Origin of the sequence: Acidaminococcus intestini DSM 21505 (assembly GCF_000425045.1) — a bacterium.
Classification (GTDB): Bacteria; Bacillota; Negativicutes; order Acidaminococcales; family Acidaminococcaceae; genus Acidaminococcus; species Acidaminococcus intestini.
The window spans coordinates 1-26,424 of sequence record NZ_AULA01000036.1 but is presented as its reverse complement, the minus strand read 5'-3'; the positions used below and the strand labels follow the sequence as shown (position 1 = coordinate 26,424).

Annotated in this window: 25 protein-coding genes and 1 tRNA gene; 3 read left to right on the top strand and 23 right to left on the bottom strand. The window is 50.4% G+C overall.

Annotated elements, in window-relative coordinates:
* A partial coding sequence (locus H503_RS0109785) for an IS3 family transposase (protein ID WP_026385417.1) occupies positions 1 to 284 on the top strand: 284 nt, incomplete at its 5' end.
* Between the two features lie 58 nt (positions 285 to 342).
* Here the strand turns inward: H503_RS0109785 and H503_RS0109780 are convergent.
* The 3 genes from H503_RS0109780 to H503_RS0109770 are packed head-to-tail and all read right to left on the bottom strand — an operon-like array spanning position 343 to position 4,032.
* The gene (locus tag H503_RS0109780) at positions 343 to 2,253 is read right to left on the bottom strand and encodes a PTS fructose transporter subunit IIABC (protein ID WP_026385713.1); all 1,911 of its coding nucleotides are present in this window, start codon (positions 2,251 to 2,253) and stop codon (positions 343 to 345) included.
* 1 nt (position 2,254) lies between these two features.
* A complete protein-coding gene (gene pfkB / locus H503_RS0109775; protein ID WP_009016157.1) occupies positions 2,255 to 3,160 on the bottom strand; it encodes a 1-phosphofructokinase in 906 nt (301 codons plus the stop codon).
* Positions 3,157 to 4,032, bottom strand: coding sequence for a ChbG/HpnK family deacetylase (locus H503_RS0109770; RefSeq protein WP_009016156.1), 876 nt, complete (start codon positions 4,030 to 4,032; stop codon positions 3,157 to 3,159). Before H503_RS0109770 ends, pfkB begins: the two co-directional genes overlap by 4 nt.
* A 185-nt stretch (positions 4,033 to 4,217) precedes the next feature.
* On the opposite strand from H503_RS0109770, the gene H503_RS0109765 reads away from it, so the two are divergent.
* Together H503_RS0109765 and H503_RS0109760 are read left to right on the top strand one after the other, a co-directional pair.
* Positions 4,218 to 5,669, top strand: a complete 1,452-nt coding sequence (locus H503_RS0109765) for a DNA-3-methyladenine glycosylase 2 family protein (protein WP_009016155.1) — start codon at positions 4,218 to 4,220, stop codon at positions 5,667 to 5,669.
* 19 nt (positions 5,670 to 5,688) lie between these two features.
* Complete coding sequence (locus tag H503_RS0109760) at positions 5,689 to 6,204, top strand: methylated-DNA--[protein]-cysteine S-methyltransferase (RefSeq protein WP_009016154.1); 516 nt, start codon at positions 5,689 to 5,691, stop codon at positions 6,202 to 6,204.
* 1,415 nt (positions 6,205 to 7,619) lie between these two features.
* Here the strand turns inward: H503_RS0109760 and H503_RS0109755 are convergent.
* From H503_RS0109755 to H503_RS0109660, 20 genes are all read right to left on the bottom strand, one after another.
* On the bottom strand, positions 7,620 to 8,486 hold the full coding sequence (locus tag H503_RS0109755; RefSeq protein WP_009016153.1) for a DMT family transporter: 867 nt from the start codon (positions 8,484 to 8,486) through the stop codon (positions 7,620 to 7,622).
* A gap of 67 nt (positions 8,487 to 8,553) precedes the next feature.
* Complete coding sequence (locus H503_RS0109750) at positions 8,554 to 9,042, bottom strand: GNAT family N-acetyltransferase (RefSeq protein WP_009016152.1); 489 nt, start codon at positions 9,040 to 9,042, stop codon at positions 8,554 to 8,556.
* Between the two features lie 77 nt (positions 9,043 to 9,119).
* Positions 9,120 to 9,824: a DUF134 domain-containing protein gene (locus H503_RS0109745; RefSeq protein WP_014128651.1), complete on the bottom strand. Its 705-nt coding sequence runs from the start codon at positions 9,822 to 9,824 to the stop codon at positions 9,120 to 9,122.
* Between the two features lie 77 nt (positions 9,825 to 9,901).
* Positions 9,902 to 10,768 carry an NAD(+) diphosphatase gene (gene nudC, locus H503_RS0109740; RefSeq protein ID WP_009016150.1) on the bottom strand — a complete coding sequence of 289 codons (867 nt, stop codon included), beginning with the start codon at positions 10,766 to 10,768 and terminating at the stop codon, positions 9,902 to 9,904.
* A 1,077-nt stretch (positions 10,769 to 11,845) separates the two neighbouring features.
* Positions 11,846 to 11,936: transfer RNA gene (locus H503_RS0109735), tRNA-Ser, on the bottom strand.
* A gap of 67 nt (positions 11,937 to 12,003) precedes the next feature.
* Complete coding sequence (locus H503_RS0109730; RefSeq protein WP_016459494.1) at positions 12,004 to 13,314, bottom strand: C1 family peptidase; 1,311 nt, start codon at positions 13,312 to 13,314, stop codon at positions 12,004 to 12,006.
* A gap of 167 nt (positions 13,315 to 13,481) precedes the next feature.
* The gene (locus H503_RS0109725) at positions 13,482 to 14,666 is read right to left on the bottom strand and encodes an MFS transporter (protein WP_026385712.1); all 1,185 of its coding nucleotides are present in this window, start codon (positions 14,664 to 14,666) and stop codon (positions 13,482 to 13,484) included.
* Positions 14,667 to 14,987: 321 nt separating this feature from the next.
* Entirely contained in the window at positions 14,988 to 16,061 is a 1,074-nt protein-coding gene (locus H503_RS0109720) for an alpha/beta hydrolase (protein WP_009016147.1), read from the bottom strand.
* An 11-nt stretch (positions 16,062 to 16,072) separates the two neighbouring features.
* Positions 16,073 to 16,795, bottom strand: coding sequence for a RibD family protein (locus H503_RS0109715; RefSeq protein WP_026385711.1), 723 nt, complete (start codon positions 16,793 to 16,795; stop codon positions 16,073 to 16,075).
* Entirely contained in the window at positions 16,792 to 17,349 is a 558-nt protein-coding gene (locus tag H503_RS0109710) for a flavin reductase family protein (RefSeq protein ID WP_009016145.1), read from the bottom strand. Before H503_RS0109710 ends, H503_RS0109715 begins: the two co-directional genes overlap by 4 nt.
* Before the next feature lie 39 nt (positions 17,350 to 17,388).
* Positions 17,389 to 18,387 carry an aldo/keto reductase gene (locus tag H503_RS0109705; protein ID WP_009016144.1) on the bottom strand — a complete coding sequence of 333 codons (999 nt, stop codon included), beginning with the start codon at positions 18,385 to 18,387 and terminating at the stop codon, positions 17,389 to 17,391.
* A 20-nt stretch (positions 18,388 to 18,407) separates the two neighbouring features.
* Entirely contained in the window at positions 18,408 to 19,409 is a 1,002-nt protein-coding gene (locus tag H503_RS0109700; RefSeq protein ID WP_014128653.1) for an alpha/beta hydrolase, read from the bottom strand.
* A gap of 91 nt (positions 19,410 to 19,500) precedes the next feature.
* Positions 19,501 to 20,412, bottom strand: coding sequence for a LysR family transcriptional regulator (locus H503_RS0109695; RefSeq protein ID WP_014128654.1), 912 nt, complete (start codon positions 20,410 to 20,412; stop codon positions 19,501 to 19,503).
* A gap of 125 nt (positions 20,413 to 20,537) precedes the next feature.
* Complete coding sequence (locus H503_RS0109690; protein ID WP_009016362.1) at positions 20,538 to 21,104, bottom strand: TMEM175 family protein; 567 nt, start codon at positions 21,102 to 21,104, stop codon at positions 20,538 to 20,540.
* Positions 21,105 to 21,702: 598 nt separating this feature from the next.
* Entirely contained in the window at positions 21,703 to 22,500 is a 798-nt protein-coding gene (locus H503_RS0109685) for an ABC transporter permease (protein ID WP_014128655.1), read from the bottom strand.
* A 4-nt stretch (positions 22,501 to 22,504) separates the two neighbouring features.
* Positions 22,505 to 23,284, bottom strand: a complete 780-nt coding sequence (locus tag H503_RS0109680) for an ABC transporter ATP-binding protein (RefSeq protein WP_009016360.1) — start codon at positions 23,282 to 23,284, stop codon at positions 22,505 to 22,507.
* Positions 23,285 to 23,915: 631 nt separating this feature from the next.
* Entirely contained in the window at positions 23,916 to 24,929 is a 1,014-nt protein-coding gene (locus H503_RS0109675; RefSeq protein ID WP_009016359.1) for an aldo/keto reductase, read from the bottom strand.
* 257 nt (positions 24,930 to 25,186) lie between these two features.
* Positions 25,187 to 25,426 carry an aldo/keto reductase gene (locus tag H503_RS12600; RefSeq protein ID WP_016459492.1) on the bottom strand — a complete coding sequence of 80 codons (240 nt, stop codon included), beginning with the start codon at positions 25,424 to 25,426 and terminating at the stop codon, positions 25,187 to 25,189.
* Positions 25,427 to 25,615: 189 nt separating this feature from the next.
* Entirely contained in the window at positions 25,616 to 25,801 is a 186-nt protein-coding gene (locus H503_RS12595) for a 2,5-didehydrogluconate reductase (RefSeq protein ID WP_197736356.1), read from the bottom strand.
* 329 nt (positions 25,802 to 26,130) lie between these two features.
* Positions 26,131 to 26,424 (bottom strand): transposase (locus tag H503_RS0109660; protein WP_162141342.1); only part of this gene is annotated, 294 nt, incomplete at its 5' end.

Sequence of the window (26,424 nt, the reverse complement as noted above, 5' to 3'; positions counted from 1 at the left end):
GGCAGTATCAGCATGAATATTACAGAAGTGAATTGAAAAAGCATGGAATTATACAGTCAATGTCGCGTAAGGGCAACTGCTATGACAACAGTATTATGGAGACCTTTTTTGGTCGGATGAAAAATGAAATGTATTACGGAAGCGAAAAAGAATACACCTCGTTCAAGGTATTTGCTAAAGCAGTGAAAGAATACATTCATTATTTCAACAAGGAAAGGATTCAGAAAAAAACAAAATGGATGCCTCCCGAAATATATCGGGAAACATCCACTAATGCCATTTAACTAATTTATATGCGTCCAGTTTTTGGGGTACACATCATTTTTCACAGCCTCTATGAACTTATACTTTTTTCTTTAAAACACCCAGAAGGACCGCCCCAACGACGGAGCCTACAGCAAGGGATACGAGATACATGCCGGTATTTTGGACAACGCCAAAGACAAATATTCCGCCGTGCGGCGCGGGCACAGAGCAGCCAAAGTACATGCTGAGGGCCCCTGCTACCGCAGCACCAATGGCGCATGACGGGATGACCCTCATCGGATCTTCTGCAGCAAAAGGAATGGCCCCTTCCGTAATGAAAGCAAGACCCATGACAAAAGTCGAGACAAAGGACTTGCGATCTTTTTCCGTGAACTTGCTGCGGAAGCACTGCGTTGCAATGGCAATGGCTACGGGGGGCACCATGCCGCCTATCATGACAGCAGCCATGAAGGGGGATGAAACGGCGGACCCATCGGCGCCAGCAAGGGAAGCCGTGCCAAAAACATAGGCAGCCTTGTTGAGCGGCCCGCCAAAGTCAATGCTCATCATACCACCCAGGATAAAGCCCATGAGAACTTTGCTCGTGCCGCCCATATGAGCCAGGGAACCAGTCACCCACTGATTAAAGGAAGCCATGACAGGGTTGATGACGCCAGCCATGAGAGCCCCAATGAGAAGGAGACCGATGACGGGATAGATGAGAATTGGTTTCAGGCTTTCCAGAGACTGAGGCAAACCGCTTACGAGTTTCTTTAATAGAAGAATGAGGTAGCCGGCTGCAAAACCGCCGATAAGCGCCCCAAAAAAACCACTGCCGCCCGCACTTGCAAGGGCGCCGGCCATGATACCGACAAGAAGACCCGGCCTGTCGGCAATGCTCTGACTAATGAAGCCTGCGAGCATGGGCATCATGAAGCCAAAGGCCATGCTCCCCGTATTTTTGAGGAAGGCCGCAAAAGGCGTGCTGTTCCCGAACTGGGCCGTCCCCGCAGCACTCATATCAGCAAGGAAGGCAAGGGCGATGAGGATGCCCCCGCCAATGACAAAGGGCAGCATATGGGAAACGCCGTCCATAAGGTGCTTATAGATCTTACGGGCACCGCTTTCTGCGGCTTCTTCCGCTGCGGTTTTACTTCCGCCGGTCTCCCCTTCAAAAATGGGGACCTTCCCCGAAAGGGCTTCATCAAGGAGGGCATCCGCTTTATTGATACCGTCCGCAACCTTTACGATGACGACACGTTTTCCCTTGAAGCGGTTCATGGGAACGTACTTATCAGCAGCGACGATGATGCCTTCCGTCCCTTCGATTTCTTCAGCCGTGAGGGCATGCTTGATGCCGCTTTGGCCGTTGGTCTCAACTTTGATGGAAATACCCTTTTTGGCCGCATGTTGCTCCAGGCTTTCGGCCGCCATATAAGTGTGAGCAATGCCCGTCGGGCAGGCTGTGACGGCAAGGACCTGATAGGGTGCCTTCTTATCCCCTGCCACAGCAGGAGTGGCTTCTTCTGCCGGCTCTTCGTCAGCAAACTTTTCCGCTTCAGCTTTTGTGATGAGAGCAAAAAGTTCGTCCTCACTTGTTACAGCCATGAGACCATTAATAAAATCAGGGTCCATGAGGAGCGTCGACAGGCGGCTCAATACGTCCAAATGGACGTTGTCCTTACTGTCCGGTGCGGCAATGAGGAAAAAGAGTTTTGCTGGCTGTCCGTCGAGGGAATCAAATTCCACGCCATCAAGGCAGCGCATAAAGGCAAGACCAGGACGTGTGACAGCACTCGTCTTGGCATGAGGAATGGCAACGCCCTCGCCAACACCTGTACTGCCCTCTTCTTCCCGCTTAAGAACGCAGGCTTCGTACGTTTCCACATCGGCGACGTTTCCTTGTTTGGCCATGAGACCCACCAAGGTATGGAGGGCGTCTTTTTTGTCAGTGGCGTGACCTTCTAAGAGGACACTCTCTTTTTTGAGCAGATCCGTGATTTTCATGTCATTCTCCCTTTTCAATCAGTTCTTTCATCGCCGCTTGACTTGCTAAATGCATTGTAAAGGCCGTGGCACTGCCAGCGCAGATGCCCCAATGGAGAGCCTTTGCATAATCACCGGTCTTTTCGTACCCTGCGAGAAAACCTGCGACCATACTGTCACCGGCACCAACTGTATTGAGGACTTTTCCCTTTGGGGCCCTGTGGTGATGAGCATGGCCTTTTTCATCGATAAGAAGGGCACCCTCTCCGCCTAAGGAGACAAGGACATTCCGCGCTCCCAGCTGCTGCATCTGCTGCGCCGCGATTTCGATGGCAGAAAGACCATCAAGCTTTTTACCTACGATTTCCTCGAGTTCTTCTAGATTGGGTTTTACGAGGAAGGGGTGATAGGGCAGCGCTTTTGTAAGAAGCATGCCCGTTGCATCGATAACGCAGCGTGTGCCGCGGGCTTCCATCCTCGCTGCAAGATCTGCGTAGAGCGTATCGGCAGCTTTTTTAGGTGCACTCCCGGAAAGGACGAGGGTATCATCTTTTCCGAGACCTTCAAGACGGGTTGTAAGGTCAGCTAATTCCTTTTCCGCCACTTCTGGTCCGGCGCCGTTAATGGCCGTCTCTTCCTTTCCCCGCACTTTCACGTTGATGCGGGTAAAGCCTTTTTCAACCGAAAGAAGCTGAGCCTTGATGCCTTCTTTTTGGACAAGGTGCTCCAGGTTTTCCCCTGTAAAGCCCGCTTTGAAGCCAATTACCGTTGTCTCGGCGCCGAGACGGGAAAGGATGATGGACACGTTGATGCCCTTGCCGCCGGGGTAAATGGCTTCCTTCGTGCTTCGGTTGATGGCGCCAACCGTAAGGTTTTCCACGTCCACAATATAGTCAAGGGACGGATTGAGTGTTACCGTATAGATCATGGCTGTTTCCTTTCTTCCACAAGGTCCCTGAAATTCATGACATGAATGGAAAGAGCTTCACAAATGGAGCGATTTCCCTCGTCGGTCACAGCCGCAAGTTCCGTTTCAAAGCTGTGGTCCCAGTGCGCATCGGCACTAAGAATGGCGTCATCAAGACCAGGATGGACCATGATTTCCGTTACCCCTTGATAATGACTTAAAAGGATCTGTCGGATGGTCTTTTTATCCACGGCCCGTCCTGCTACGATGCCGCCAAAGGCATCAGGCACGACAAGCTGAAAGGCTTTAGCCTTCTTTCGTGCCCGTTCGGCAAGAACGTGAAGCCCCGTACGGCCAATTTGTTCGCCCAGGTTCTTAAGCGTCGTCTGACGCAAATCCACGGGGATGGAAGGAATTCGCATGGCAGGGATCATATAGCGGGCGCACAGGTCAAGGGCCACATCGATAAGGCCAGGCAGGACATGCATATGCTGATGACTGTCCACATGGGTCGGAATGAGGCCGGAAGCAAGAAACTTCTCAATCTGGGCTTCCCACTCGTGGCGCACATCGCTCATCCGGATTTTCCCTTTCGCATAGGCTTTGACAAAGGCCCCGTGGTCTGCGTAAAAGCGGCCCGTCTTGGGGTCAATGAGGGAAGGAATCTGTTTTGGCGCTAGGATCGGCGTACCATCCACAACGGTCAAATGAACCCCGACACCGAGTTCAGGCAGCTCCTTGGCTGTCTTTACAGCATCAGCAAAGGCATTCCCCATGACCATAAGGGTTGCCGAACGGATAAGCCCATTTTGGCAGCCTTCCCGAACGGCTCCATTGATGAGCTCGTGACGGCCAAAATCATCGGCATTCACAATGATTCCTATCTTGTTCACAGCAGCAAATTCCTCTTTTCTATGGCGGACCCATGCCCGCTTTGATAAACCACAAAATTTTACCATAAATTGAAGCGTCCTTGCAACGCAGGAAGGGAAAAGCCCTTACCTATCCATGTCCGAAAACCGCGAGCTTTTTTCGTGGAATCGTGGTATAGTGTGAAAAAAGGAGGTGTTCCCCGCTTATGAAGTTACCCGTCAAAGAAGCCTATGAGGCCTACCGCAGCCGCGACACGTCCTACGACGGTGTGCTTTTTGTTGGAATCAAATCAACGGGCATCTACTGCCGGCCCATTTGTCCGGCCCGACGGGCCAGTGCAAAAAACTGTGATTTTTTTGAAAGCGCGGCCGAGGCGGAAGCAGCAGGCTATCGGCCCTGCCTCGTCTGCCACCCGGAACGGCCTTCCTTTTCAGCAAGCCTTCTAGGAACGGACAGCCTTGCGGAAAAGATGGGCGCTTACCTGTGGTCCCACGCCAGCACCCCTCTTTCCCTTGAAGGAATGGCAGCGCGTTTTGGCTATTCAAGTCGCCACATGCGCCGTGCCTTTTGGGACCGTTTCCACGTAACACCCGTGACTTATCTTGAAACCTGTCGCCTGCTTCTTGCCAAAGCCCTGCTCCAGGATTCGTCCCTTCCCATTGCAGAGATTACCCTCGCTTCAGGATTTGGCAGCACCAGGCGACTGAATGAACTTTTTCAGGAACGGTACCACTTGACGCCGACAGCCCTGCGCCGACTGGACTCGTCCCATCCTGCATTGGGGACGCTCTCGCTCACCCTCACCTATCGCCCGCCCTATCTTGCGTCGCCGCTTTTTGACTTTTTGAAAGGGCGTGCCATGAAAGGCATCGAGACCGTTTCGGAAGGCATCTATAAGCGTACCGTAACCCTTGCAGGGGAAAAAGGAGCGCGTTATCATGGAATCATTTCCGTTTCGCCCAACAAAAAGTGCAATGCCCTCACCCTGACCCTTTCGGACTCGCTGCTTCCCGTTCTCTCAGATGTTATCTTTCGCGTATCCCGGCAGTTTGACCTGGCAGCTTTTCCGGAAACCATTGCCGCCGTGCTTTACGCCATGAATGATGGGGTTCCCGGCACTTTTGCAGAAGGAATCCGCATTCCCGGAGCCTTTGACGGTTTTGAAACGGCTGTGCGGGCCATCTTAGGTCAGCAGATTACAGTGAAAGCGGCAAGTACTCTTGCCGCGCGTTTTGTGGCAGTCTTGGGAACACCTATTGAAACAGGCCATCCCGGTCTCACCCACCTTTTCCCCACACCGGAAAAGATCCTTTCCTATGGAGAAAGCCTCTCTGATGAATTGGGAAAACTCGGCATCATCTCCTCGAAATCCGCGTCCATAAGGGCCCTCGCGCAGGCCCTTATGGACGGCTCCCTGCGCCTTGACGGTACCAGAAGCCGAGAGGAAACAAAAAAAGCACTCCTAGCGCTGAAAGGCATTGGCCGTTGGACAAGTGACTATATAGCCATGCGTGTCCTCAAAGACCCGGATATTTTTCTTGAGACCGATGCCGGTATCAAGCATGCTCTGCCGGGAACAACGCCAAAAGAGCGCCTGACCCTTGCCGAAGCGTGGCGGCCTTTCAGAAGTTATGCGACCGTGAGCCTATGGCGCTAAGGAAAAGAAAGGAAGAACGATGATCTATCAAGCCATATACGACTCCCCCTTGGGAGATATTTCCGTCCAAAGTGACGGGGAAAATGTGACGGCCCTTTATTTTGTGGGCCAGCGCTATGACGGAACCATGGAAGAGGGCTCCTTTGAATCCTTGGAATCGCTGCCCCTTTGGAAAACCGTTAAGACCTATCTAATGTGCTACTTTAAGGGTAAACAGCCAGATCCAGGAATGCTCCCCTTGGCACCGAAAGGAACAGCCTTCCAAAAAAGGGTATGGCAAAAGCTCCTTGCCATCCCTTATGGTAACGTTACGACCTACGGCGCCATTGCAGCAGAAATTGCAAAAGAAGATGGGAAACCCCACTTCTCCGCCCAAGCCGTGGGAAACGCCGTTGGACGGAATCCCATTTCCATCATCATCCCTTGCCACCGAGTGATTGGAAAGGATGGCTCGCTGACAGGATATGCGGGAGGAATAGAAAGGAAGAAGTGGCTGCTGGAGAGAGAAAATCAGCCCAAAAATCGGGCTGACTAAAAGACTATTTAGACTGCCAAGTTGACCTTTCAGGGCCTAATCCCTGAAAGGCGGTCTCGAGCCTGCGGCTTTTGCTGTCGTTCTGAAGAGGACTAGAGGCCGCTGGGGGCTTTGATGCTGTAATGCTAAAAAATCGCGAGGCCAATGCCAAACCGTGTCCCTACGGGACTGGGCGCCGAATTAAATTCGTTCGGAAACATGTCCCTGCGCTCTTCCACTGGCGATCCAAAGCGAGCTTGGGACTCGGGCGAATGGTCCTCACTATCGTTCGCTGGGAAACGTCACTGTGCGTCCTCATCCATCACCAAAACCGAGAAATGTTGATGATGCCAGCTTGTAGAAATGTCCCGGTTTGGGTCCCCCACCTTGGCAAAGGCGGATCGACTGCACGAGTCGAGCTCAGAGGGAAAACACGAACGCGGGTTGTTCCAGATTCGGTCGTGATTTCTGTATAAAAATCAATTTCTGAAGAACAAAAATATAAACGAAGAGTCCTAAACCGAACCTGTATCTAAATTCGGTTTAGGACTTGTTTCATGGTCTTAAGCTTTACAATCGTTTTGATTTCTGGTCTTTCCGCCTTACCAAGGCAGGGGTATCCACCGAAAAGGCTTGCTTGCAGGAGTAGGGAATGGATGAGGAAGGCGATTTTTGCCCGACGTCTCATCACGAGCGGTTAGCGAGGATCATTTTTCAATGGGCCAAAGCCGCAAATCGCAAGACGCTGTAGAAGCGATTCGGCTACAGGACCGTGTGATTGAAAAATCAATTCGGCCCCCTCCCGTAGAGCGATTTGGCCCGCCCGTTCCATTCTTTTCTTCCAATTGCTTTTTGTAAATTCGGTTCAGATGGATCCAGGTACGAGGAGCCCGCGGTCTCCGCGACGAGTCAAACCTGAGACGCCAGCAATCCGCTAGCGCAGCGACGCAAGAGCTGTTGCGCGAAGGTTCTCCGAAGCGGCAACGCGTGAGTTTCCTCGCGGCCAGAGGCCGGTACGTTGAGGAAATGGAGGTCGCCAGCAACATCGTAGATAGGCCCATATAGCACGAAGATTGCAAAAAGATTCCGCTTTGATAAGCTAGGCACTGGAGGTAACGGCACATAGTTAGGAAAGGAAGCGCCCAGGCAATAGCTATCCCCTACCGTGAAACGTTCCGTTGTACGATATGCCATGAGTCCGTTGCTTCAGATTAATTTTTCTCAAAGCAATGGACTCACGTACTTCATCAAATCAGCCCAATTTTTTGGCTGCCTCAAAAGGGACGGACGGAGGCATATTTCGGGCGACTTTAACATAAGATTATGGTACGTATCATGTTACGACGGGACATGCCATCATTGGCATAAGATCAATCATTTAAAATCCAATGATGACACGTAACTGCATCGAATCAGAGCAATTTTTGTTCCGAGTTCTATTTAATTTTAATCTGACTGCTAATGATTCCCATCAGCATAAACAAGCAACCCACCAATTCCCTTCCGGACAGGATTTCCCCCAAGATTAGCCAGCCGCCGATGACGCTGAAGACAGTTTCCGAACTTAAAAGCAGTGACGCTTCGGTCGGTCCCACGCCGCGCTGCCCGATAAACTGGAAGGAATAAGCAAGGCCGCCGCCCAAAAAGCCGCAGTACAAGATTGGCCAAAGGGCTGCCTCAATATGATTCAGGGTAATGACTTCGCCAGCAAGCTGACTTAAGACAAGGTTGTAGATGCTGGCAAAAAAGAATTCCACGGCAACGAGGGTAAACCCTGCATAATGAACAGCCCAGCGGTCCACAAGCAGGATATAGATAGACCAGACGACGGAACAAATGGCAATCAAGATATCACCGCGGTTAAAAGAAGCTCCATCCGTAGGATACGCAAGAAAATACATACCGATCATGGCAAGGAGGCTCCCGATGATAGCAGTCCGACGAAGGGGCTGCCCCACAAAGTAGGCAAAAAACGGCACGATGACGATATAAAGGCTCGTAATGAACCCCGCCTTGCCCGCTGTCGTGTAGAACATTCCCAGTTGCTGAAAACCGGTCCCCGCCGTAAGGAAGATGGCAAGGATTGCCGCCGCTAGGACAAGAGAAAAAGGCTTTTTTTCTCCGTCGATGGCATGGTTATGATACCGCTGTTCCCAATAGACAATGGGCAGCATGGATAAAAAGCCCGCAAGATAGCGGACACCCATAAAGGAAAAAGCCCCGAGAAACTGTGTGCTGATGCGCTGGGCTGACAGCGTGCCGCCCCATAGGAGTGCAGCCGCTAAAAGAAGAATACGATCCATAAATAACGGTCCTTTCTATTTCATACCCTTTTATTATACGAAATGAAAAGGAGAGCGTCCACAGACTTTAAGAAAATTCCTTCACCATAACGATTTCTTCCTCCGTTTCCCCTTTGACGACAGTCAGAGATTCAAAGCCCAGTTTTTTGTAGAGAAACCGTGCCGGATTCGAGACCTGGACCGAAAGGGAAAGGGCCGGATAGCCAATGAGCTTTGCCTCTTTCATGAGTTTTGTCAGAAGCCTAGTGCCCAATCCTTTGCCCCTATGGGACGCACTGATGGAAAGGACAAGGGAAGGAATTTCCTTATTGATATGGGAATAATCTTTCATGATGCGGGCCCATACCGTGCCAATCACATGATGCTTCCACTCCGCTGCAAAACCAAAATCAGAAGCTTTTTGCCCAAACCCATGGGTATAAAGTCGCAGTTCGGGCATATTTAGGATCTTTTTGGACGGCTTCTTCCGTCCTTTGGGAACATAAATTGTTTCATATAGAAAATCGGGCAGCAGCGTATAATCCCGTTTTTCCAGGGGACGAATATGGTAATCCATGATGAACTCCTTTTTCTCAAAAGGTGCCACAAAAAAAGAGCACCTGAAAGACTCGGGTGCTCCCTGCTCCATTGATCTTACCTGTGATGACAGCCGACCTCATGGTGGTCATGATGGTCGCAGGCACGTGGCTCATTTGAATACACAAGATTCCCCGCTAAAAAAGCCGCGGCAGCGTCGTCACATAAACCGGTCACGCCGGCATAAAAGTTGATTTTTTCCGCGCCCAAGGCCTGTCTTGCGCCTTCACCGATACCGCCGCAAAGGACCGTATCCACACCGGCTTCCCGCAGAAAGCCGCTCAGCGCGCCATGGCCCTGGCCCATCGTGGACAGAAGGGCGGACGAGACAATAGCACCGTGATCAATATCGTAGACTTTAAAGGTTTCCGTCCGGCCAAAATGCTGGAACACGGAACCTTCTTCATAGGGAACAGCAACACGCATAATATCAAGTCCTTTCTGTTTTACAAAATCATTGCCTCGTAAAGCGGTTTCCTTGAGCTTGTAGTGGCCTCCGGCAATGACAAGTTTCTTGCCGCTTATAAGACAGTCAGCAAGGATGAAACGGGCATGGTCGTACATATCCGTCACCGTTGTCCGCGCAACCTGCATATTGTCAGCACAAGCCTGTTGCGTCAAATGTTCATAATCGATAAGACGGATGGTCTCAAATTCCTCGATGGAAAGAAAGACTGTCTCTGGGTGCTCCCCTTCTTCGGGGACAAAGCTATTCCACTCGGGATAAGTCCCTACCCTGCGGCTCCGTTTCGTTCTGCCCATGCATGGGCCTCCTTTTCTTTTTCTGACATATGTCATATAATACCATTATTTCTGACATTTGTCAAAAATAATGGTGATTACTCCTTCCCTTGACGAAAGAGTTTATTTTTAGGTGGATAGAGGCCTTTACGAAAGGTATCCATCATCGTTGCCGTTAGGGTAATGGTTTGAAGTTCCTCTTTTTGGAGCATCTCCGCATCCATCCATTCTGCTGTGGCAAGCTCCCTGTGATCCACATGGATGGTCGGATCCCCATCGACTTCACAGAAGTACCCCAAGAGCAGATCTGATTCAAAGCCCCAGGGCTGGGTAGCAAAGTAGGTGATGTTCTTTACTTTAAGGCCCACCTCTTCCATAACTTCCCGGCGCACCGTGTCTTCACCGGTCTCACCAATTTCAACAAAACCGGCAATAAGGGCGAGACCGCCATAAGCCCGGCCGGCATAGCGGCTTGTAAGAAGCTTTCCCTCGTGGATGACGCCGACAATAACGGCAGGCATAATCTTAGGATAGACCACATGCTCACAGCTGGGGCAGCGCATGGCCCGTTCTACTGTATCATGGACCATCTCATGGCCGCAGACTCCGCAGAACCGATTGTCCCGGTACCAGCGGTACAGATGATAGGCCGTCTCTCCCGCAAAGCAGAGGGCCTGAGGACAGGCCAAGCGGAATTTGCGGACGATTTCATAGGAAAAGCGCGCCTTCTGAAGCGGCTCCTTCCCCATCCAAAGGTAATAAGACCGTTCCCCAATGCGAAAAAGATACTGCAAATGGGGTAGCTCTGCCTCCTTTAGCGACCCAACAAGGGGTACCTCGATTCCTTCCTCGCCTTCCCGAAGAAGGGTCTTGCCGCCATCAAAGGAAAAGACAATGTCTTCTTTCTGGGGTGGCACCGGCATATATTCATTACGGAAAAGACCTTGACCAATATCCTGCAGCATAAGGATTCTCCTTTACATTGAAATCAGATACATGCTTATGATACATGAAAAGAAGGAAATTTGGAAGGCGGCTATCAAGCTGTCTATTCAGGCCATGGGCCCTGAATGGCTGTCTCGAGCCTGCGGCTCTCACTGTCGAGCGAAGGATTGCATGGAAAAGGCTATGGTACTGTGACGCTGGGGTGCTTTGATACTAAAAGACCATAAGGAGAAAGACCGTGATGCCGACGCCAAACCATGTCCCTGCGGTACTGGGCGCCAACCAAATTTTTCGATAACAGGGTTTTGCGGTCTGCCGGCACGGCTAAGGCCATGCCTTAAGGCAGCCTTGAACCATCGAAAAATGTTCTTCGCTTACCGCTCGTAATGTAACGTCGCCGCGCTCCTCACCCTCCACCGAAAGGGAGCGGATTGGCGCTATGCGTCAATTGTGTTGTCGAAGGGTACGTTTCTTGTCGGAAGGAGGAGCTTGTAAGGCAAATACAAAGAAATTCTAAGGCAAAAGACCGTAGCGGTCCGCCCAGTCCCGTAGGAACACGATTTGTCGTTGCTCCTTTGGTCTTTTTTATTTTCATTTGCTTTTTTCACATATGGCCTAGACGTAGTCGGATGCTAGGAGCACCCGGCCTCATCGACGACGGCGGACCTGAGACACCAGCAATCCGCTAGCGCAGCGACGCGGAATCTGTTGCGCAAAGGTTCTCCGAAGCGGCGCCACCAAAAACAAATCGGCGACGCGCGAGTTTCCTTGCGGCCAGAGGCCGATACGTCGAGGCGATTGAGGACGTTGGCGACAACGCAGATGGCCGCGTATAGGTCCATAGGCTGAAAAAAGCTTCTTGCCTGATGAGCTGGGCGCTGGAGGTGACGACAAAAGGTTAGGAGGGGAAGCGCCCAGGCGTCATCTATCGTAAATCGTGAGATGGTCCATCTTACGATAGGTCATGAGCCTATTGCTTTAGATTCATCTTTACTTAAAGCAATGAGCTCACGTCTACATCAACCCAGCCCAATTTTTGGGCTGAGTAAAAACTAAAAAAGCCTTCAGGATTGCTCCTGAAGGCTTATCATCCAATATGGCGGAGTGGCAGGGATTTGAACCCTGGCGAGGTTTAACCCTCCTAACGATTTAGCAAACCGTCCTCTTCAGCCACTTGAGTACCACTCCGTTAAAACAGCTGACTGTGATATCTTACACAATTTTTAGGGGAATGTCAAGAACATTTTAGAATTTTTCAGTGATCCTCATCCCAAGCATTGATGATGACCGGTTCTTCTTCAAGCATCTTGCGCTGTGCTTCCGTCAAGTGCTTTTTATGGATAACGGCTTCGTATACAAAGTCCTCGAAATATTTCTCGGAACAGACGAAATAACCGCCGTCGCCTACATCCTTGCCCCAGGAATTTTCAATTTTCCAGCGGTCGGGCACACCTGTCTCATCAAAATGAACGCCTACAAGGATCATGGCATGCGTTGCCGAACTGCTGTTATACTCGAGGCGCCTGCCTTTGGGCATAGCTGTTGAAAATCCGCCCAAAAGGGCCTCGCAGCAAACGCTCTCAGGATCCCAAACGCCTTCCTTCCGCGCTCCATAAGCCCCAGCATCGCAGGCAAACCAAATGGCATCTCCAGCTTCAAGCTGTTTGACGCAGAGCGCTTCCATCTCTTTTTGCGGCAAATTAAGTGCCAGCATATCGCGGCCCACCATGTTTTCCACTCCATGGAACTGGATGGGTTTATTAAGAGGCATGATCTCCGTCGGTTCATTGACAATGGCTACGTAATCCCGGAGCGAACCTTCGACATATTGATGATAAAAATCAAGAGGCGTCAGATTCCGTTCCTCATGATAGACCTTGTCCTTGTCTCGATAGGAAAAATCAAAGGTCTGGACCGGTTCACCAAAAGCAATGCACTGGGCATCGTAGATTTCCTGCATCATTTCCTTCTTACGGGCATAAGGATCCTTTCCGGCAAGAACGAGTTCCCGCAGTTCCCAGGCGTCTTTGCGCACAAGGCGATTGATGGTGCTCACAAAGCGAGCCGTATGACTTGACTGGTATGTTTCCGGCTGGACCTGTTTGGGGACAACACCGTATTTTTCCACGAGATCAACGGCTTCGCACCAGTATCCTCCATCGGCAACGCCCTGGAGCACATACTGCATGAGCTCCCCCTTAATGGGTTCATGGGCATGGTCGATGACCATCTGCAGAACGTTATTGGATTTTTCCAGCTTATCATAAAAAGAAAGGTAGTTCTGAGAAAGCTCAAATTCATCAAGCTTGCATTTTTCCGCCACCTTTTCGCGGAGGATGTTTAGGGCCGCAAACAGCCAGCATCGACCGGACTGTTCCTGGGCCGTAATGCCGCGGGTCTTTACTTCCACGGAAAAAGCGCCTTTAAGGGCCGCCCCTTTAAGCGGCACGTAGGAAAGGTCCGCCATATCGGTTTTATAAAGCATTGTATGAAGGGTCTGTGCCCCGTCTTTTTGGGCATAGGACCGGCTAAACTCCTGAAGAAGGTCGGGGGTCAGTTCTTTCATGGGATTCATCCTTTCTGCATTCCTTTGTTTTAAGGCTGCTATCCTATTATACCATATGAAGGAGGTCAATATTTTGGCTCAGCGCACAAATTGCACCGTTTAGTTGCCGTTACATAACAAAAATCCCGAAGCAGGGCGTCTCCCCTGCTCCGGGTTCTATGATGAAGTTAAGGCTGCCCGCTTCCTGCCTTTATTTTCGGCACGTAAAAGCACAGGGCAACAAGGGTCGCACCTACAGCAAGGACGGCACCGGCAAAGCCGATGTAGGACAGCAGGTCCCTTGAAACAAGGTGTCCACCAAGCCAGGTGCCGCTTGCAATCCCCACGTTGAAAATGCCCGAATAAATAGCCATGGCAACAGGCGCTGCCGCTTGGGGGCAGCCACGGATGAGTTCGGCCTGCATAGTGGTCCCGAACATGGTAAAGATCATGCCAAAGACCATGCAGCAAAGGAGCATAGTCGGGCGGAAGGACGCTGCCGGCAAAAAGAGCACCATGACCGCAAGAAGGGCCCCCAGTTCAAAGTAAAATACGGGCTGGCGGCGCGCTTCATAAAAGCGGAAAAAGACAGCACTGCCGCCGATGCCGCAGACACCAAGGAAGACAAGTGTCCACGTAATGCCTTGGGCCGAGAAATGGGCCACCGTTTCAAGAAAGGGCTCGATGTAGCTGTAGACCGTGAAATAGGAGCCTGCATACAGAAGGGCCAGGAAGGACACACCCATGACAATGGGATTTCGCAAAAGGCCGGGCAGGTCATGGAGCGTAAAGGGCGCCCCTTGCGTCAGCACAGGGAAGATACGCCACAGATAGGCCATGTCCAATAGGGAAACAAAGGAAAGGAACAGGAAGGTCATGCGCCACCCAAGGGCAAGACCAATGAGCCGCCCCAAGGGGAGCCCCAAGATCATGGCAATGGATGTACCCGTTGCGACCATGGAAAGGGCAAAAGGCTGATGCCCCCGCGGCACAATCTGCGTTGCCGACGGGCCCACAATGGCCCAAAAGATCGAATGGGCACAGGCGACGACAATGCGGAAGGCGACGAGCATGGGGAAATTGACGGCAAGACCGGAGCCCGCCTGACCTATGACAAAAAGGGCCATGGTAAAAAGGAGGAGCCGTTTCGGTGCCATGCGGCACGTTGCCAGCATGAGGGGCAGGGAAAGGAACCCTACAAACCAGGCGTAGAGCGTGATCATGATGCCCGTGTGGCCCGGCGACATGCCGAAGGATTGGGAAATATCAAGGAGCAAGCCAATGGGCATAAATTCCGACGTATTGAACAAAAAGGCGGAAGCAGAGAGGCCCAGCAAAGGGTAAAGGGATGAAACAGGAATCGAAGTACGCATGATAATCTCCCTTTGAAAAAACGGACGGATCGGTTCCTTTGGTGCACCATGCCCGCAAGGAAGACCTGCCGTCCCGCAGCTTGATGTAACTGGATAGGAACGGAACGTGCTGTCCCTATCTAGGGTAAGCCATTAGCCAAGTGGATTACTAGGCTATACTACACCATTTTTACTAAAAGTGCCACTTTTTTCTCCGTAGTGACTACAATTTTTTCTCGAAAGATTTTTCTTTCCATGGGCTTTCCCGCGGCATTCCCAGGGTAAAAAAAGACTAAATGTATTTAATCCGCCTTAGGTTCCCTGCTCTGCTACTTATGAAATTCATTTTGCGGCGTACGTTTGAAGCCACTTCTCAAGCAATTCTGCAATCTCGTCACGATTTGCTTCTTCGAACATAAAATGAGAGTTTCCTTTGATGCCGAGCTTGGGCAAATGGACGACCGTACTCGTAAGTCCTTCTTTTTCATAGGCCGCTGTAAATGTATCGGCCGTTTCTGCCATGCGCTGCCACATAGCAGCTGCGGGAATGTCAGGAAGGTCATTTCCAATATAGTCCCCATAATAGAAGGTGACAGGGATTTTTTGCTCTGCCATGGCTTTATAAGCCGCACTGCCAGGCGCTGCAGCGCCGCCCGGTTCAATGGCGACAATGGCCGCTACATGAGGCGTGTAGCGTACCGTTTCCCAGCCCGGTCCGCCGCCCTGGGAATGGGTCACGAGGATGGACTTTTTCCCCGTCCGGTCGTAGATTTCATCAATGGCAGCAGCGACGGCCTTTGCGACAACATCCGTATCAATGGCCTGCTCACCGGCGGCGTTATCCATGCCCGTATCCGGTGTCATCTGCCGGAAGAACTGGTTCAGGGCCGCTTCTCCTTTGGGGAACTTGGAGTCCTTATTATATGTAAAGGCGCCATTTTTGTAGGTACCGATGCGAAACTGCGTATACCAAGTCTGGTCACTAGGGGTCGTCGTCATGGTGCCCGCCTTCCCTGTTGCCCCTGCCTCACCACGGCGCGGTTCATCAATAAGGTACACACTGTGACCGTGGCGCAAAAAGAAATCCGCCCAGCCCGGCTTGCCGTCCGGCGTCGCCATCCATCCCGTGCGGGACTGACCATAGCCATGGAGAAAGACCATGGGAAGGCCCGTTTCCTTTTGGGGCACTTCATAAAGGACATTGGCGTGGTCCACATGGGCCGTGGACCCTTCCCGCGACGTATAGTAGTGACTGATGTCAAAGGTTCCCGGAGAATGGAGCACGGTCCCGCCGGCAGAAAAGATGCCTTGTTCCTTGATCTGAAGGGATTCTGCCGCTTCTCCGAAAGAAACCGTGCCAAAAGTCATCACGGCCGCACTAAAAAGGGCCGCTGCAAGAAATTGCCTCTTTTTCATCCCTACCCTCCTTATCCATTTACCCGCTCATAGCGGATCCACAGCGCATCTTTTGCAAGGACTTCCACACCCTTTAAGATAAAGGCCGGGTTCTTCAAAAGGGGCGCCCCATCCATGGCTTCAAAAGAGGTTGCCCCCTTTTCCATTTCCGCGACGGGAACGATGACAAGACTCAGTTCATCAATAAGGCCCTCCCGCAGGAAGGTGCCGTTCGTGAGGCCGCCGCCGCTTAAGGCAATGCGGGAAATACCAAAAAGGTCCGCTAGTTTTTGCAGGATGACGGAGCCTTTAAGGCTATCCTCGCCGGCTACAATATAGGAGACGCCCACTTCCCGGAGATAGGAAAGATAAGCGCCGGAGACTTTTTCCGACACCACTTCAATGATGTGCTGACGGGGCCCTGTACCGCGCTGCAGGAAAGGCCGATGGTAGGCAAGCCTTCCCAGGGGATCGAGGACCACCTGAAAGCCCTCATTATCTGCCACTTCCGGGCTCACCCAATCCTTTTTGGGAAGGTCCTTTTTACCTGCAAGGACTGCCTCATTAAGTTTTCCCTCGCAGAAGGCTTCAATGGTCACCGCGCCAAAAACAATGGCGTCACAATGGTAGCCGCTGCGGATCTTACCCGTGCGGTCAAGGCCAGGTCCAGCCGCCGGATTATCAAAGAAGGCCCCATCGATCTTGCCGTTGAGGCTTGTCAGCATATGGCAGACCACAAAAGGTTTCTCCGTCATTTCAGTTCGCCCCCATCCTTAAAAGCCGTGCCGACTTTTTCGCCAAGGACGTGATAGGTACGATGGAAAGGTTCAAAGGAAAGGGGCGCGAACCGCGTCATATCAAGGTTTCCCTCAACATCAAGGGCACTTTCATCGATGCTTACATTTTCAATCTTGCCAATAAGGCTTCCGTCTTCGTTCACCTTAATGAGGGTGCACTCAAGGGCAACGGGGAGATCTATTACAAGGGGGGCGTCGACAAATTCACTTTTTACAACGTGGAAGCCCGATTTTTCCACTTTCTTTGGTTCATTTTTTGCTGACACAAGGCCCACGTAATCAGCGGAAACAAGATGTGCCTTATCAGCAAAGCTGATGGTAAAGGCTTTCTTTACCTTGATGTTTTCCGTTGTCTGATGACTTTGGCTAAGGCTCAAGATCACCTTATCTGCTTCATAAAGTCCGCCCCAAGCGGCGTTCATAAGGTCCGGCTTCCCCTTTTCATCGTAGGAACCAATGATGAGGACGGGCAGTGGATAAAAGAAAGGTTTCGTTCCAAGATTTTTACGCATAATAGTGCCTCCTATTGTCACTTAGTGAATCATACCGATTTATTTTTTGATGGCCGTGCCGCCAAAAACCGCAGACATTTTCGTATGGCGCAGCTCTCCGTCAAGGGACGCCAGTTCTTCCGGCGTAAATCTAAGGGCTGCAGCGCCCAAGTTTTCTTCGAGACGGCTGCACTTCCGCGTCCCTGGAATGGGCACAATATAGGGCTTTTTCTCTAGCATCCAGGCAAGGGAAACCTGGGCCGGCGTGGCGTTTTTTTCGCGGGCGATCTTTTCGAGAAGGGCTACGAGGCCTGCATTTTCAGCCTGCCCTTCACTGGAAAATTGGGCCATGACGGAGCGGTAATCGCCTTTTTCCGTAAAGGCCGTGCCCTTTTTGTAGGCCGCCGTCAAAAAGCCGTTTGCAAGGGGCGAAAAAGCAACAAAGCCCACGCCCAGTTCCTCCAAGACGGGGAAAAGAGATTCATACCAGCGGGCCATCATGGAATAGCGGTTCTGGATGGCCGTCACCGGGCAGACCTTGTGGGCCCGACGCAGCGTTTCTTCGTCCACTTCGGAAAGGCCCCAATGGGTAATCTTTCCCTCATCAATAAGGTCCTTCACCGTTCCCGCCACTTCCTCAATAGGAATCTTGGGGTCGACGCGGTGCTGGTAGTACAGGTCGATATGGTCCGTCTGAAGCCGTTTTAGGGAGCCTTCCACGCTTTTGCGGATCGTTTCCGGACAAGAATCGACGATGAGCGGTTTATTGACGGACGGTGCGTCCCAGTCAAAACTGATGCCAAACTTCGTGGCAATCTTCACCTTGCTGCGATAGGGCTTTAAAGCAATCCCCAAAAGTTCTTCATTGTCGTGAGGGTTTTCTTCCGTGCCGTAGGATTCAGCCGTGTCAAAAAATGTGCAGCCAAGCTCGACGGCGCGCGCAATCAGTTCCGTCATTTCCTTGCGGTCACTAGGCGCGCCATAAGCATGGCTCATGCCCATACAGCCAAGACCGATGGCAGAAACTTCAAGGTCTTTTCCAAGCATCCTTTTTTTCATGATGATTCTTTCCTCCTCGGTTATTTTTTCATTTGTGCTTCCCAGAAGGCAACGGCCTTATCAAACCAGCCTTCTGACGCCGTTCCGGTGCCAAGACCAAAGCCATGGCCAAGGCCGGGATAATGATGGAATTCCGTGGGAATGCCAAGATTGCTTAGGATTTCCAACCGGCGCTGCATAACGCGCCAATTGGCGATGCCATCATCGTCACCAACCACGGCAAAGGTTGGCGGGTCATTTTTGGTGTAATCCGAATGGCCCGTGTACTCCATGATGACAGCCCCTGGACGAGGCAGGTCATTCCCGCCAAAAGCTACGGGCCCGTAAGAGCCAAGGTAGGCCGCCATGCGGGCCCCTGCCGAACCGCCCCAAAGGGAATAGTCCTTGATGTCAACGCCCAGTTCATCCGCATGGGCAAAGATGAAGCTGATGGCCCGCGCCAGGTCTTCGCAGGCCGTTTGCGCGCCCGGCCGGTAGATGAGGGCAAAGGCGTTATAGCCCCGTTTAGAAAGCTCATAAGCATGGGGAAAACTATCGTGCATGGCGCCCACATAGATAAAGCCGCCGCCAGCGTTCACAACGGCAAAAGGAGCCCCTTTCCGGCCTTTGAAGAAAAAAAGGCCCGTGTCCTTTTTGCGGGGGTCCGCCGCCTTTTCGGCAACGCTGTAGATATCATAAAATACCGTTTCTTTTTGCTGCGCCCGCTCCCAAAGGTCATTGACAATGGCTGTCGTCTCCTTGGGGTCGATGTGACAGTACCAAATGAGTCGGAGGTCTTCCAAGGTGTGACCGCTCCAGCAGCCTGTATGAACGGGGAAAAGGAGCCGCCCGTAAGGTTTAAAAACAGGCGATTCCATAACCTCTTTGATGGGCGTCTTTTGCGTGAAATGTCCGTTCATCGTCGTGTTCCTTTCCTCTATGGTCTGCTCTTTTTGCGGCGCTTGGCTCGCCTGCATGTCCCCGCAGCCGGAACCAAAGAGCAGGAGTGCCGAAAGGGCAAGGATGCCAAAGGTTATCTTCATAGGGGATCCTCCTTTTCGCTTATGTCCCCATTATAAGAAAAGCGAGACCTCCACAGAAGTCTCGTTTCGCTTTGCAGTATGAACCTTTTCGTTAAAGCTCGTTTTTAGTAAACCTTTCCGTTATCTGCGCAAGGGCGTGCAAAAAGCGCTTTACTGGCGCCGAAGGCTTATGCCCGTAAAGGAGCCCATAAGGGACCGTGTAGTCCCACCTCACAGGAAGGATCTTAAGAAGAGGATGAACAGCTTCCCACTGAGGAACGGCCATAAGGAGGGCGTTCTTCCGGTCACATTCGTTAAAGGCTTCCGTATCATAAAAATCAAAGTCTATCAATTTGATTTCAGGATGCCCGTCCATGAGATCGTGACGCAGTTCATCCACATAATGGTTCCACCCTTCCCGAATGAGCATGAGCGCCTCGCCATGAAGGTCCTCTACGGTGAGAAAGTCCTTTCTCGCCAAGGGATGATGCAGGGAAAGGGCACAGCAAAGGGGGGTCCTTTTAAGTTCAAAACCCTGGCATCTCCGCAGGCGCAGCATCGTTTCGTCAAAAATCCCCGCCACAACATCAATATTGCGTCCTAAATGAGACAAGATTTCCCGCGCGTTTTCCGGCGTGTTTTCAAAAGGAATGACCTGGAATTTGATTCTTTGATCAAAGTCCTGCAACTGAGGCATCAAATCCACAAGGACCTGGGCCGGCGTCATGGGCGAAGACCCGATGCGGATGGTCTCTGCCCCCTGCTCCATGGCCCTCCGGGCCCGGACGATGGAATCCTTGCTGTACTGAATGACGTAACGGGCATCTTCGGCAAGGGAGGCCCCTGCTGCGGTGAGAAAAAGACCGCGGTGAGTCCGTAGAAAAAGCGAAAAGCCCAAGCTTTTTTCAAGGCCATTGATCTGTTTGATGACAGCAGGCGGAGAAATGTATAAAACTTCGGCCGCTTTATTGAAACTGCCATTGTCGGCAACGCACAAAAATGTCTCAAGACGCGGATCATACAAGATGGGATCCTCCCTTCTTACCGGTTTCTACTTCCTTTCATGATACAATGAGGACCGTACCGCGTCAAGAAAAGCCCCTTACCTCCTCACTGATTGAGAAAGCAAAGGGCCTGACAAGCAGGGTTTCAAGAAGCGTGGCCTTCTACTTCAGGAAAGATCCATAAAAAGGCTGTCAGAACATAAATCAAATAGACCGCAGGAACATAGATGTAGGCAAGCGGCACCGTAACGGCATAGCTTGTGACCGTGAGAAGGTTCCGTCTGTCCCCCGTCGCCACCGTCCAAAGGCTGTCCATTTGTCCTTTGGCGTGACGGATGGTCATATCAAGGGTTTGATAAGCGATGGCCGTAAGGAAAAGGACCCCACCATAAAGAGAAACGGGTACAGCGGCAAATCCTGTATTAGAAGCCCAGGCCGTAGCAAAAGGAATGAGGGACGCAAAAAACATCCACAAAAGATTGGCCCACAGGCTTCGACCCTTGATGGTCTCCACGGACTGGAGCAGTCGGTGATGATTCACCCAGTAAATCCCAACATAGGTATAGCTGATAATGTAGCCAATGAACGTCGGAATAACGGCGCCAAGATCGCGCCAAGATTTTCCTTCCGGCGCCTCCATGGCAAGGACCATGATGGTGATGATGATGGCAAGGACGCCGTCACTGAACGCTTCCAGTCTATTTTTAGGCATGTTTCCTCCTAAAGAGTGAGATGATGATAAGGGTATTATACAGGAAAAAGACAGTGATTTAAAGTGGGCTGTCAGGCTGTCTTTTCAGGGCATCAGCCCTGAAAAGCTGTTTCGATCCGGCGGATCTAGCTGTCGAGCGAAAGATACTGAGGAAAAAGCTGTATTGCTGTGATGCTAAAAGACCGGAAGGGAAAAGACGGTGAAGCAAAAGAGTAAACGGCGGTACGCGCTGGTCACAATACTCAGCTCTAAGTCTAATAAATACTGATATGAACGAAATCTAAAGAGCCCCCGCTTCCACCGACGACGGCGTACGATTTATGTACGTCTAGGAGGTTAGGAGTGTGGGCGACAAAGTAGATGGGCCCATATGGGCCGAAGATTGCAAAAAGCGTCTGCTTTAATGAGCTGGGCGAGGGAGATGACGACACATGGTTAGGAGGGGGAGCGCCCAGGCGCAGGCTATTCCCCCACCAGAAACGAAACATCCACGAATCGGCATGCCCCCATCGCATCCTTAAATTAAGGAATTAAGGAATTAAGCAATGAAGGTACGTTCTTCCGGAGAATCGGAACGATTTGTGCTCCAAGAAACAAATCAATGACGATACACCATCCGATCAAACCGCTTAAAAGCCACTCGTCCCATAAAAAGGATCCAAATCACCATGCCAAGGAGTGTTCCCCACAGGGGCAGACTGTAGATTTGGGGCGTCATGACGGCGCGAATGGCTTCATTGATCCAGGTCAAGGGATCGATGAGCGTTATAGCCTGCATGACAGGAAGGGGCGCTAGCTGGTGCCAGGTATAAAAGATGCTTCCCAAAAAAACAACAGGCATGAGAAAACCGGGGAACATGGCGGCAATCTGGGAGGGTTTGATGATGGTCCCCACAAGGAGTCCCATAGCAGCAGAAGCAAACGCCGTGAGAAGAAGGACCAGAACAAGGAGAGGCAGTCGCTCCGGGGAAAGGTCGATAGAAATGGCGTGGCCCATAAAGATCAGTGAAATGGGAAGAACGATAAGGCCCCCCACAAAGGATTCAAGGACGCCGACAGTCATCTTGGCATAAGCAACAGTGCGGCTTGATACAGGCGCCAGGAGTCGGTCTTCAATTTCGCGGAGGTTATGGAAATCCATGGAAATCGGTACAGCCGTTCCGTGAATACCCGTAATGAGCATGCTCATACCAATCATACCGCAGAACATATGGGTCGGAAATTCCGCAGGCAAAAGGCCCACCGTCGGCAGCATAAAGCCATAGACAACAATGAGAATCAAGGGCAGCATGGCCACCCGAAAGATGAATTCATTATGATCCCGCCACTGAACCAAAAGGTCCCGGGACACCATGGCCCAAAAGGCCGTTTTTGTTTCATGATTTGAAGTACTCATCAGTTTACGCCTCCCTATTGGCAGTTTGCCGATCATCGACGCCGTCACGGTCTGTGAGGGTCAGGAATACATCATTGAGGGAACGGGTCCCCGTTTGTTTTTCAAGATCTTCCACAGTCCCATAAGCAAGAAGCTCACCCTGCTTCATGATAGCGACATGGTCACAGAAGGACTCAACTTCTTCCATATAATGGGTTGTGAGGAAAATGGTCGTCCCTTCTCGATTCATCTTAAGCATCTGGTCCCAAAGAATCTTGCGATAGTTTGGGTCAAGGCCTGTTGTCGGCTCATCGAGGAAGAGAACTTCCGGATTGTGGAGCATGGCCCGCGCAATCTTGAGACGCTGCGCCATGCCGCCTGAATAGGAACGAACAAAGTCCTTACGGCGTTCCCATAGACCAAACTTCCGCAGCAGCGCTTCCGAACGCTCACGGATGACCTTAGGGTCCATGCCAAAATAACGACCGTGATAATAGAGGTTCTCCTCTGCCGTGAGCTGCCGCTCCAGGTTGTTATGCTGAGCGACCACACCAATCTTACGGCGAATGGCAGCCACATCACCCGTAAGATCCTTTCCATCATAGAGAATCTTACCGCCCGTAGGAAGCAGCTGTGTCGTCACCATGTTGATGGTCGTCGACTTACCGGCGCCGTTAGCACCTAAGAAACCAAAGATCTCGCCTTTTTCCACTTGGAAGGAAACATGTTTTACGGCGTGGATGACGCCCGACTTTGCCTTAAAATCTTTCTGCAGGTTTTCCACCTGCAAAACAGTCTCTTTCATACCTATCGTCCTTTCTTTATATACCCCTTATGGGTATTTTATTACGAGATTTATTATATACCCCCATAAGGTATATTGCAAGGACTTTTTTAAGAAGTAGCTTAAACAAAAAAGGAGAAGGAGGCTGTGATGCCAAAGACTGGATGTCCAGCGCCAAACCGGTAAGCGCCCTATTAGGAAGAGAACTTCAACGATAAAAAGGCGGCTTTGGCTAAAAGGGCATATTTTATTAAAAAGGAAAAAAGGGATTTGCGTCCCCTTGTCCCGCTTTGCTCCACCGGCTCCTATCGTTATCTTATGCAAACGCTTTCTGCACAAATTTTTGAGCCGTAGGCTCAGTAAATCATTCAGCGTCTCACGTACCCCCTGTCACGATTCCATTCCTTTCTCTCCTCACACATGGGAAGCTTGCGAATCCATTTCGAAGGAATCGGGTCCTGAGGGGAAAGATTCGACGTCATCTGATCCAGCGCAGACGGTATGCGGCTTCCTGCATTGTACCTAAAGAAAATAGAAACTATAAACGAGGTCAAGACGGTAATTCTCTTTAAAACTTCACTTTTATATGAGAGCCTCCTCCAGAAAATAAAGAAGCTTCCAAGTCATCATCACTTGAAAGCTCCTTCATTTCTTAACATAACGAATGCTTCACATCCAGCAGCATAACACCTGGTTTTGGATTTCTATCAACTGCCCCCACAATGGGATGAGGCACATAATTTTCTTCCAGATAATCAATCTCCTGAGGGGAAAGCTTTACCTTCAGCGCAGCAGACGCGTCATCTAAATAATGTGCTTTCGTTGCTCCAATAATGGGAGACGAAACACCCTTTGCCCACTGCCAGGCAAGCGCTATCTGAGCCATTGTATAATGGTGGCGCTCAGAAAGCTCCTGTACCCTTTTAATTATTTTGACATCCTGCTCCTTCATACGATCATATTTCCCAGCAGCCACCTTATCCGTTCGCCCCCTAAGAGACCCAGATGACCACTTTGCTCTTGTCAGATGACCTGAGGCCAGCGGGCTGTATGGCATCAAGGAAACATTCATTTGTTTGCAAATAGGAATCAGCTCTCGCTCATCTTCACGGTAAATCAGGTTGTAATGGTTCTCCATGACAGAAAAGGGCGTCCACCCATGCTCTTTTGCTGCCATCTGCATATGATAGAACTGGTATCCGTACATAGCCGAAGCGCCTAAAGCGCGCACTTTACCAGCTCTGACCAACTCATGCAACGCCTCCATGGTTTCTTCAATGGGTGTTTCATAATCAAAGCGATGGATGATATATAAGTCGAGATAATCTGTTCCCAATCGTTTGAGACTACCTTCGATTTCTCGCATAATGGCCTTCCGCGATAACCGGCCCTCATTAAAGTACACCTTAGAAGCGATTACGACTTTATTCCTAGCAATATTATGTTTTATCGCACGCCCCAAATATTCTTCACTTGTTCCAGCAGAATAACCATTGGCTGTATCAAAAAAATTAATGCCTAAGTCCAAGGCATGCCGAATCACAGCTTCACTCTGCTGTTTATCCAGCGTCCAGTCATGCATGGTTCCTGCCTTGCCAAAGCTCATACAGCCAACGCATAGTTTAGACACTTCAATATCCGTTGTTCCTAATTTTGTATACTCCATTTCGTTTGCCTCCTTATTGCTCAAGTTTGATCTTGTGGGCCGATATATCTCTTTCAGACTATGGACATCCAAAATCAGAATGGGACCTCCAGTAATTTCTGCCATATCTTTATTAAAAAGCATGAAATCGTTCGTACGAAAATTTTGGTAGATTCGTTCAGCATGGACCAATCTAGGAATATCAACGATACGGCTTTGGAAAAGCCATCGCAGGATGACTTGAGCCGTCGTTTTCCCATACTTTGGACCAATTCCAGCTAAAACAGGAGGCTGAAAAAAGCCAGCATGTCCCTCTGCAAAAAAGTCCAAGCCACGGGGCAGTTATGGTACTGATCCATGACACGCTGTAATTCCTCCTGCTGGGAAAAAAGCTGAAGCTCAACTTGATTGACGGCCAGAACAATCTCATTGCTTATGACCAAATCTACAAGCCTGTCTGGCATAAAGTTACAGACTCCTATGGCCTTGATCTTACCAGCTTGATACAGTTCCTCCATGGCTCGTCAGCTTCCATAGCAATCCCTATATGGTATATAAATCAGGTAGAGATTGAGATAGTCCCTCTGAAGATTCTTTAAGGTCTTTTCAAAAGAACACATGGTTTTATCGTACCCTGCATCCTGAATCTACATCTTGAAAGTTAGGAAAACTTCTTTTCTGGAAATCCCACATTCCTTAACGGCTTCTCACTCTGCTCCTTCCTTTTCATAGCAGGCAGCCGTATCAATCAGTCGATACCCAATGTTCAAAGCGGTCAGAATGCTTCTTTTGCACAATCCATAATCAGTTACCTGAAAAACACCCATTCCAAGCAAGGGCATCTGTACATGGTGATTTAGTTCTATGGCATCCATAGAAAAGGTTCCTTTCATCCCACTTGGATTCCTCATTTCATTCAATCCTTCTCCGCTATAGTCATGATCATCCTTATAAGTCTGCTTTTTCAAATAATCTATCAGGGTTTTCCCCTATAAGGAAAGAGAGGCATAGATAATCATCGGTCTTCTCGCAGCCATTTTATTTTATTGCATCTGTTCTACTATGTTAAATACCTATTTTAAGTAAGCTGCAATGCCTAATTGGCATTGTACTGATCTCTACGGGAAGGACCTGCACGAAGAAGAAGGATTACCGCAAGGAATTTCTTTTTTTTACTTGCAACAAAAAAGGTTCTTTGTCAAATTTTGGGGTGCTAAAGTGTCTATGCACTCCTGGAGAGGACATGCACTGAATACAGTGCGTGTCCTTTTTCGTTGCGTGTGTTAATGTACAAGATCCTATTACGAAAGCGCTCAAAATTGCGCAGACCAAATGAGACACGTTTTAACACCTTGATTTTATTGTTGCAGCCTTCAGTAAAGCCGTTGGAGTAAGGATATATAAGGGCGCTCCTAATTTCTTCGTACCAATAGGTAAAGGACTTAACCAGAGAGTTCATTTCCGGTAAATCAGCGCTTTTTACCAGGTCTATCCATGCTGAAAGTGCCCAAGAAAT

What these genes read in the sequence shown, in the direction of transcription:
- H503_RS0109705 (WP_009016144.1), bottom strand. Translation starts at nt 18,387, where the DNA reads ATGAAAAAAAGGATGCTTGGAAAAGACCTTGAAGTTTCTGCCATCGGT.
- H503_RS0109685 (WP_014128655.1), bottom strand. Translation starts at nt 22,500, where the DNA reads ATGAGTACTTCAAATCATGAAACAAAAACGGCCTTTTGGGCCATGGTG.
- H503_RS0109700 (WP_014128653.1), bottom strand. Translation starts at nt 19,409, where the DNA reads ATGAAGATAACCTTTGGCATCCTTGCCCTTTCGGCACTCCTGCTCTTT.
- H503_RS0109780 (WP_026385713.1), bottom strand. Translation starts at nt 2,253, where the DNA reads ATGAAAATCACGGATCTGCTCAAAAAAGAGAGTGTCCTCTTAGAAGGT.
- H503_RS0109745 (WP_014128651.1), bottom strand. Translation starts at nt 9,824, where the DNA reads ATGGGCAGAACGAAACGGAGCCGCAGGGTAGGGACTTATCCCGAGTGG.
- H503_RS0109690 (WP_009016362.1), bottom strand. Translation starts at nt 21,104, where the DNA reads ATGCCTAAAAATAGACTGGAAGCGTTCAGTGACGGCGTCCTTGCCATC.
- H503_RS0109750 (WP_009016152.1), bottom strand. Translation starts at nt 9,042, where the DNA reads ATGGATTACCATATTCGTCCCCTGGAAAAACGGGATTATACGCTGCTG.
- H503_RS0109760 (WP_009016154.1), top strand. Translation starts at nt 5,689, where the DNA reads ATGATCTATCAAGCCATATACGACTCCCCCTTGGGAGATATTTCCGTC.
- H503_RS12595 (WP_197736356.1), bottom strand. Translation starts at nt 25,801, where the DNA reads ATGAAAGGAACCTTTTCTATGGATGCCATAGAACTAAATCACCATGTA.
- H503_RS0109710 (WP_009016145.1), bottom strand. Translation starts at nt 17,349, where the DNA reads ATGCGTAAAAATCTTGGAACGAAACCTTTCTTTTATCCACTGCCCGTC.
- H503_RS0109680 (WP_009016360.1), bottom strand. Translation starts at nt 23,284, where the DNA reads ATGAAAGAGACTGTTTTGCAGGTGGAAAACCTGCAGAAAGATTTTAAG.
- H503_RS12600 (WP_016459492.1), bottom strand. Translation starts at nt 25,426, where the DNA reads ATGGAGGAACTGTATCAAGCTGGTAAGATCAAGGCCATAGGAGTCTGT.
- H503_RS0109725 (WP_026385712.1), bottom strand. Translation starts at nt 14,666, where the DNA reads ATGCGTACTTCGATTCCTGTTTCATCCCTTTACCCTTTGCTGGGCCTC.
- H503_RS0109730 (WP_016459494.1), bottom strand. Translation starts at nt 13,314, where the DNA reads ATGAAAGAACTGACCCCCGACCTTCTTCAGGAGTTTAGCCGGTCCTAT.
- H503_RS0109715 (WP_026385711.1), bottom strand. Translation starts at nt 16,795, where the DNA reads ATGACGGAGAAACCTTTTGTGGTCTGCCATATGCTGACAAGCCTCAAC.
- pfkB (WP_009016157.1), bottom strand. Translation starts at nt 3,160, where the DNA reads ATGATCTATACGGTAACACTCAATCCGTCCCTTGACTATATTGTGGAC.
- H503_RS0109755 (WP_009016153.1), bottom strand. Translation starts at nt 8,486, where the DNA reads ATGGATCGTATTCTTCTTTTAGCGGCTGCACTCCTATGGGGCGGCACG.
- H503_RS0109720 (WP_009016147.1), bottom strand. Translation starts at nt 16,061, where the DNA reads ATGAAAAAGAGGCAATTTCTTGCAGCGGCCCTTTTTAGTGCGGCCGTG.
- H503_RS0109675 (WP_009016359.1), bottom strand. Translation starts at nt 24,929, where the DNA reads ATGGAGTATACAAAATTAGGAACAACGGATATTGAAGTGTCTAAACTA.
- H503_RS0109765 (WP_009016155.1), top strand. Translation starts at nt 4,218, where the DNA reads ATGAAGTTACCCGTCAAAGAAGCCTATGAGGCCTACCGCAGCCGCGAC.
- nudC (WP_009016150.1), bottom strand. Translation starts at nt 10,768, where the DNA reads ATGCTGCAGGATATTGGTCAAGGTCTTTTCCGTAATGAATATATGCCG.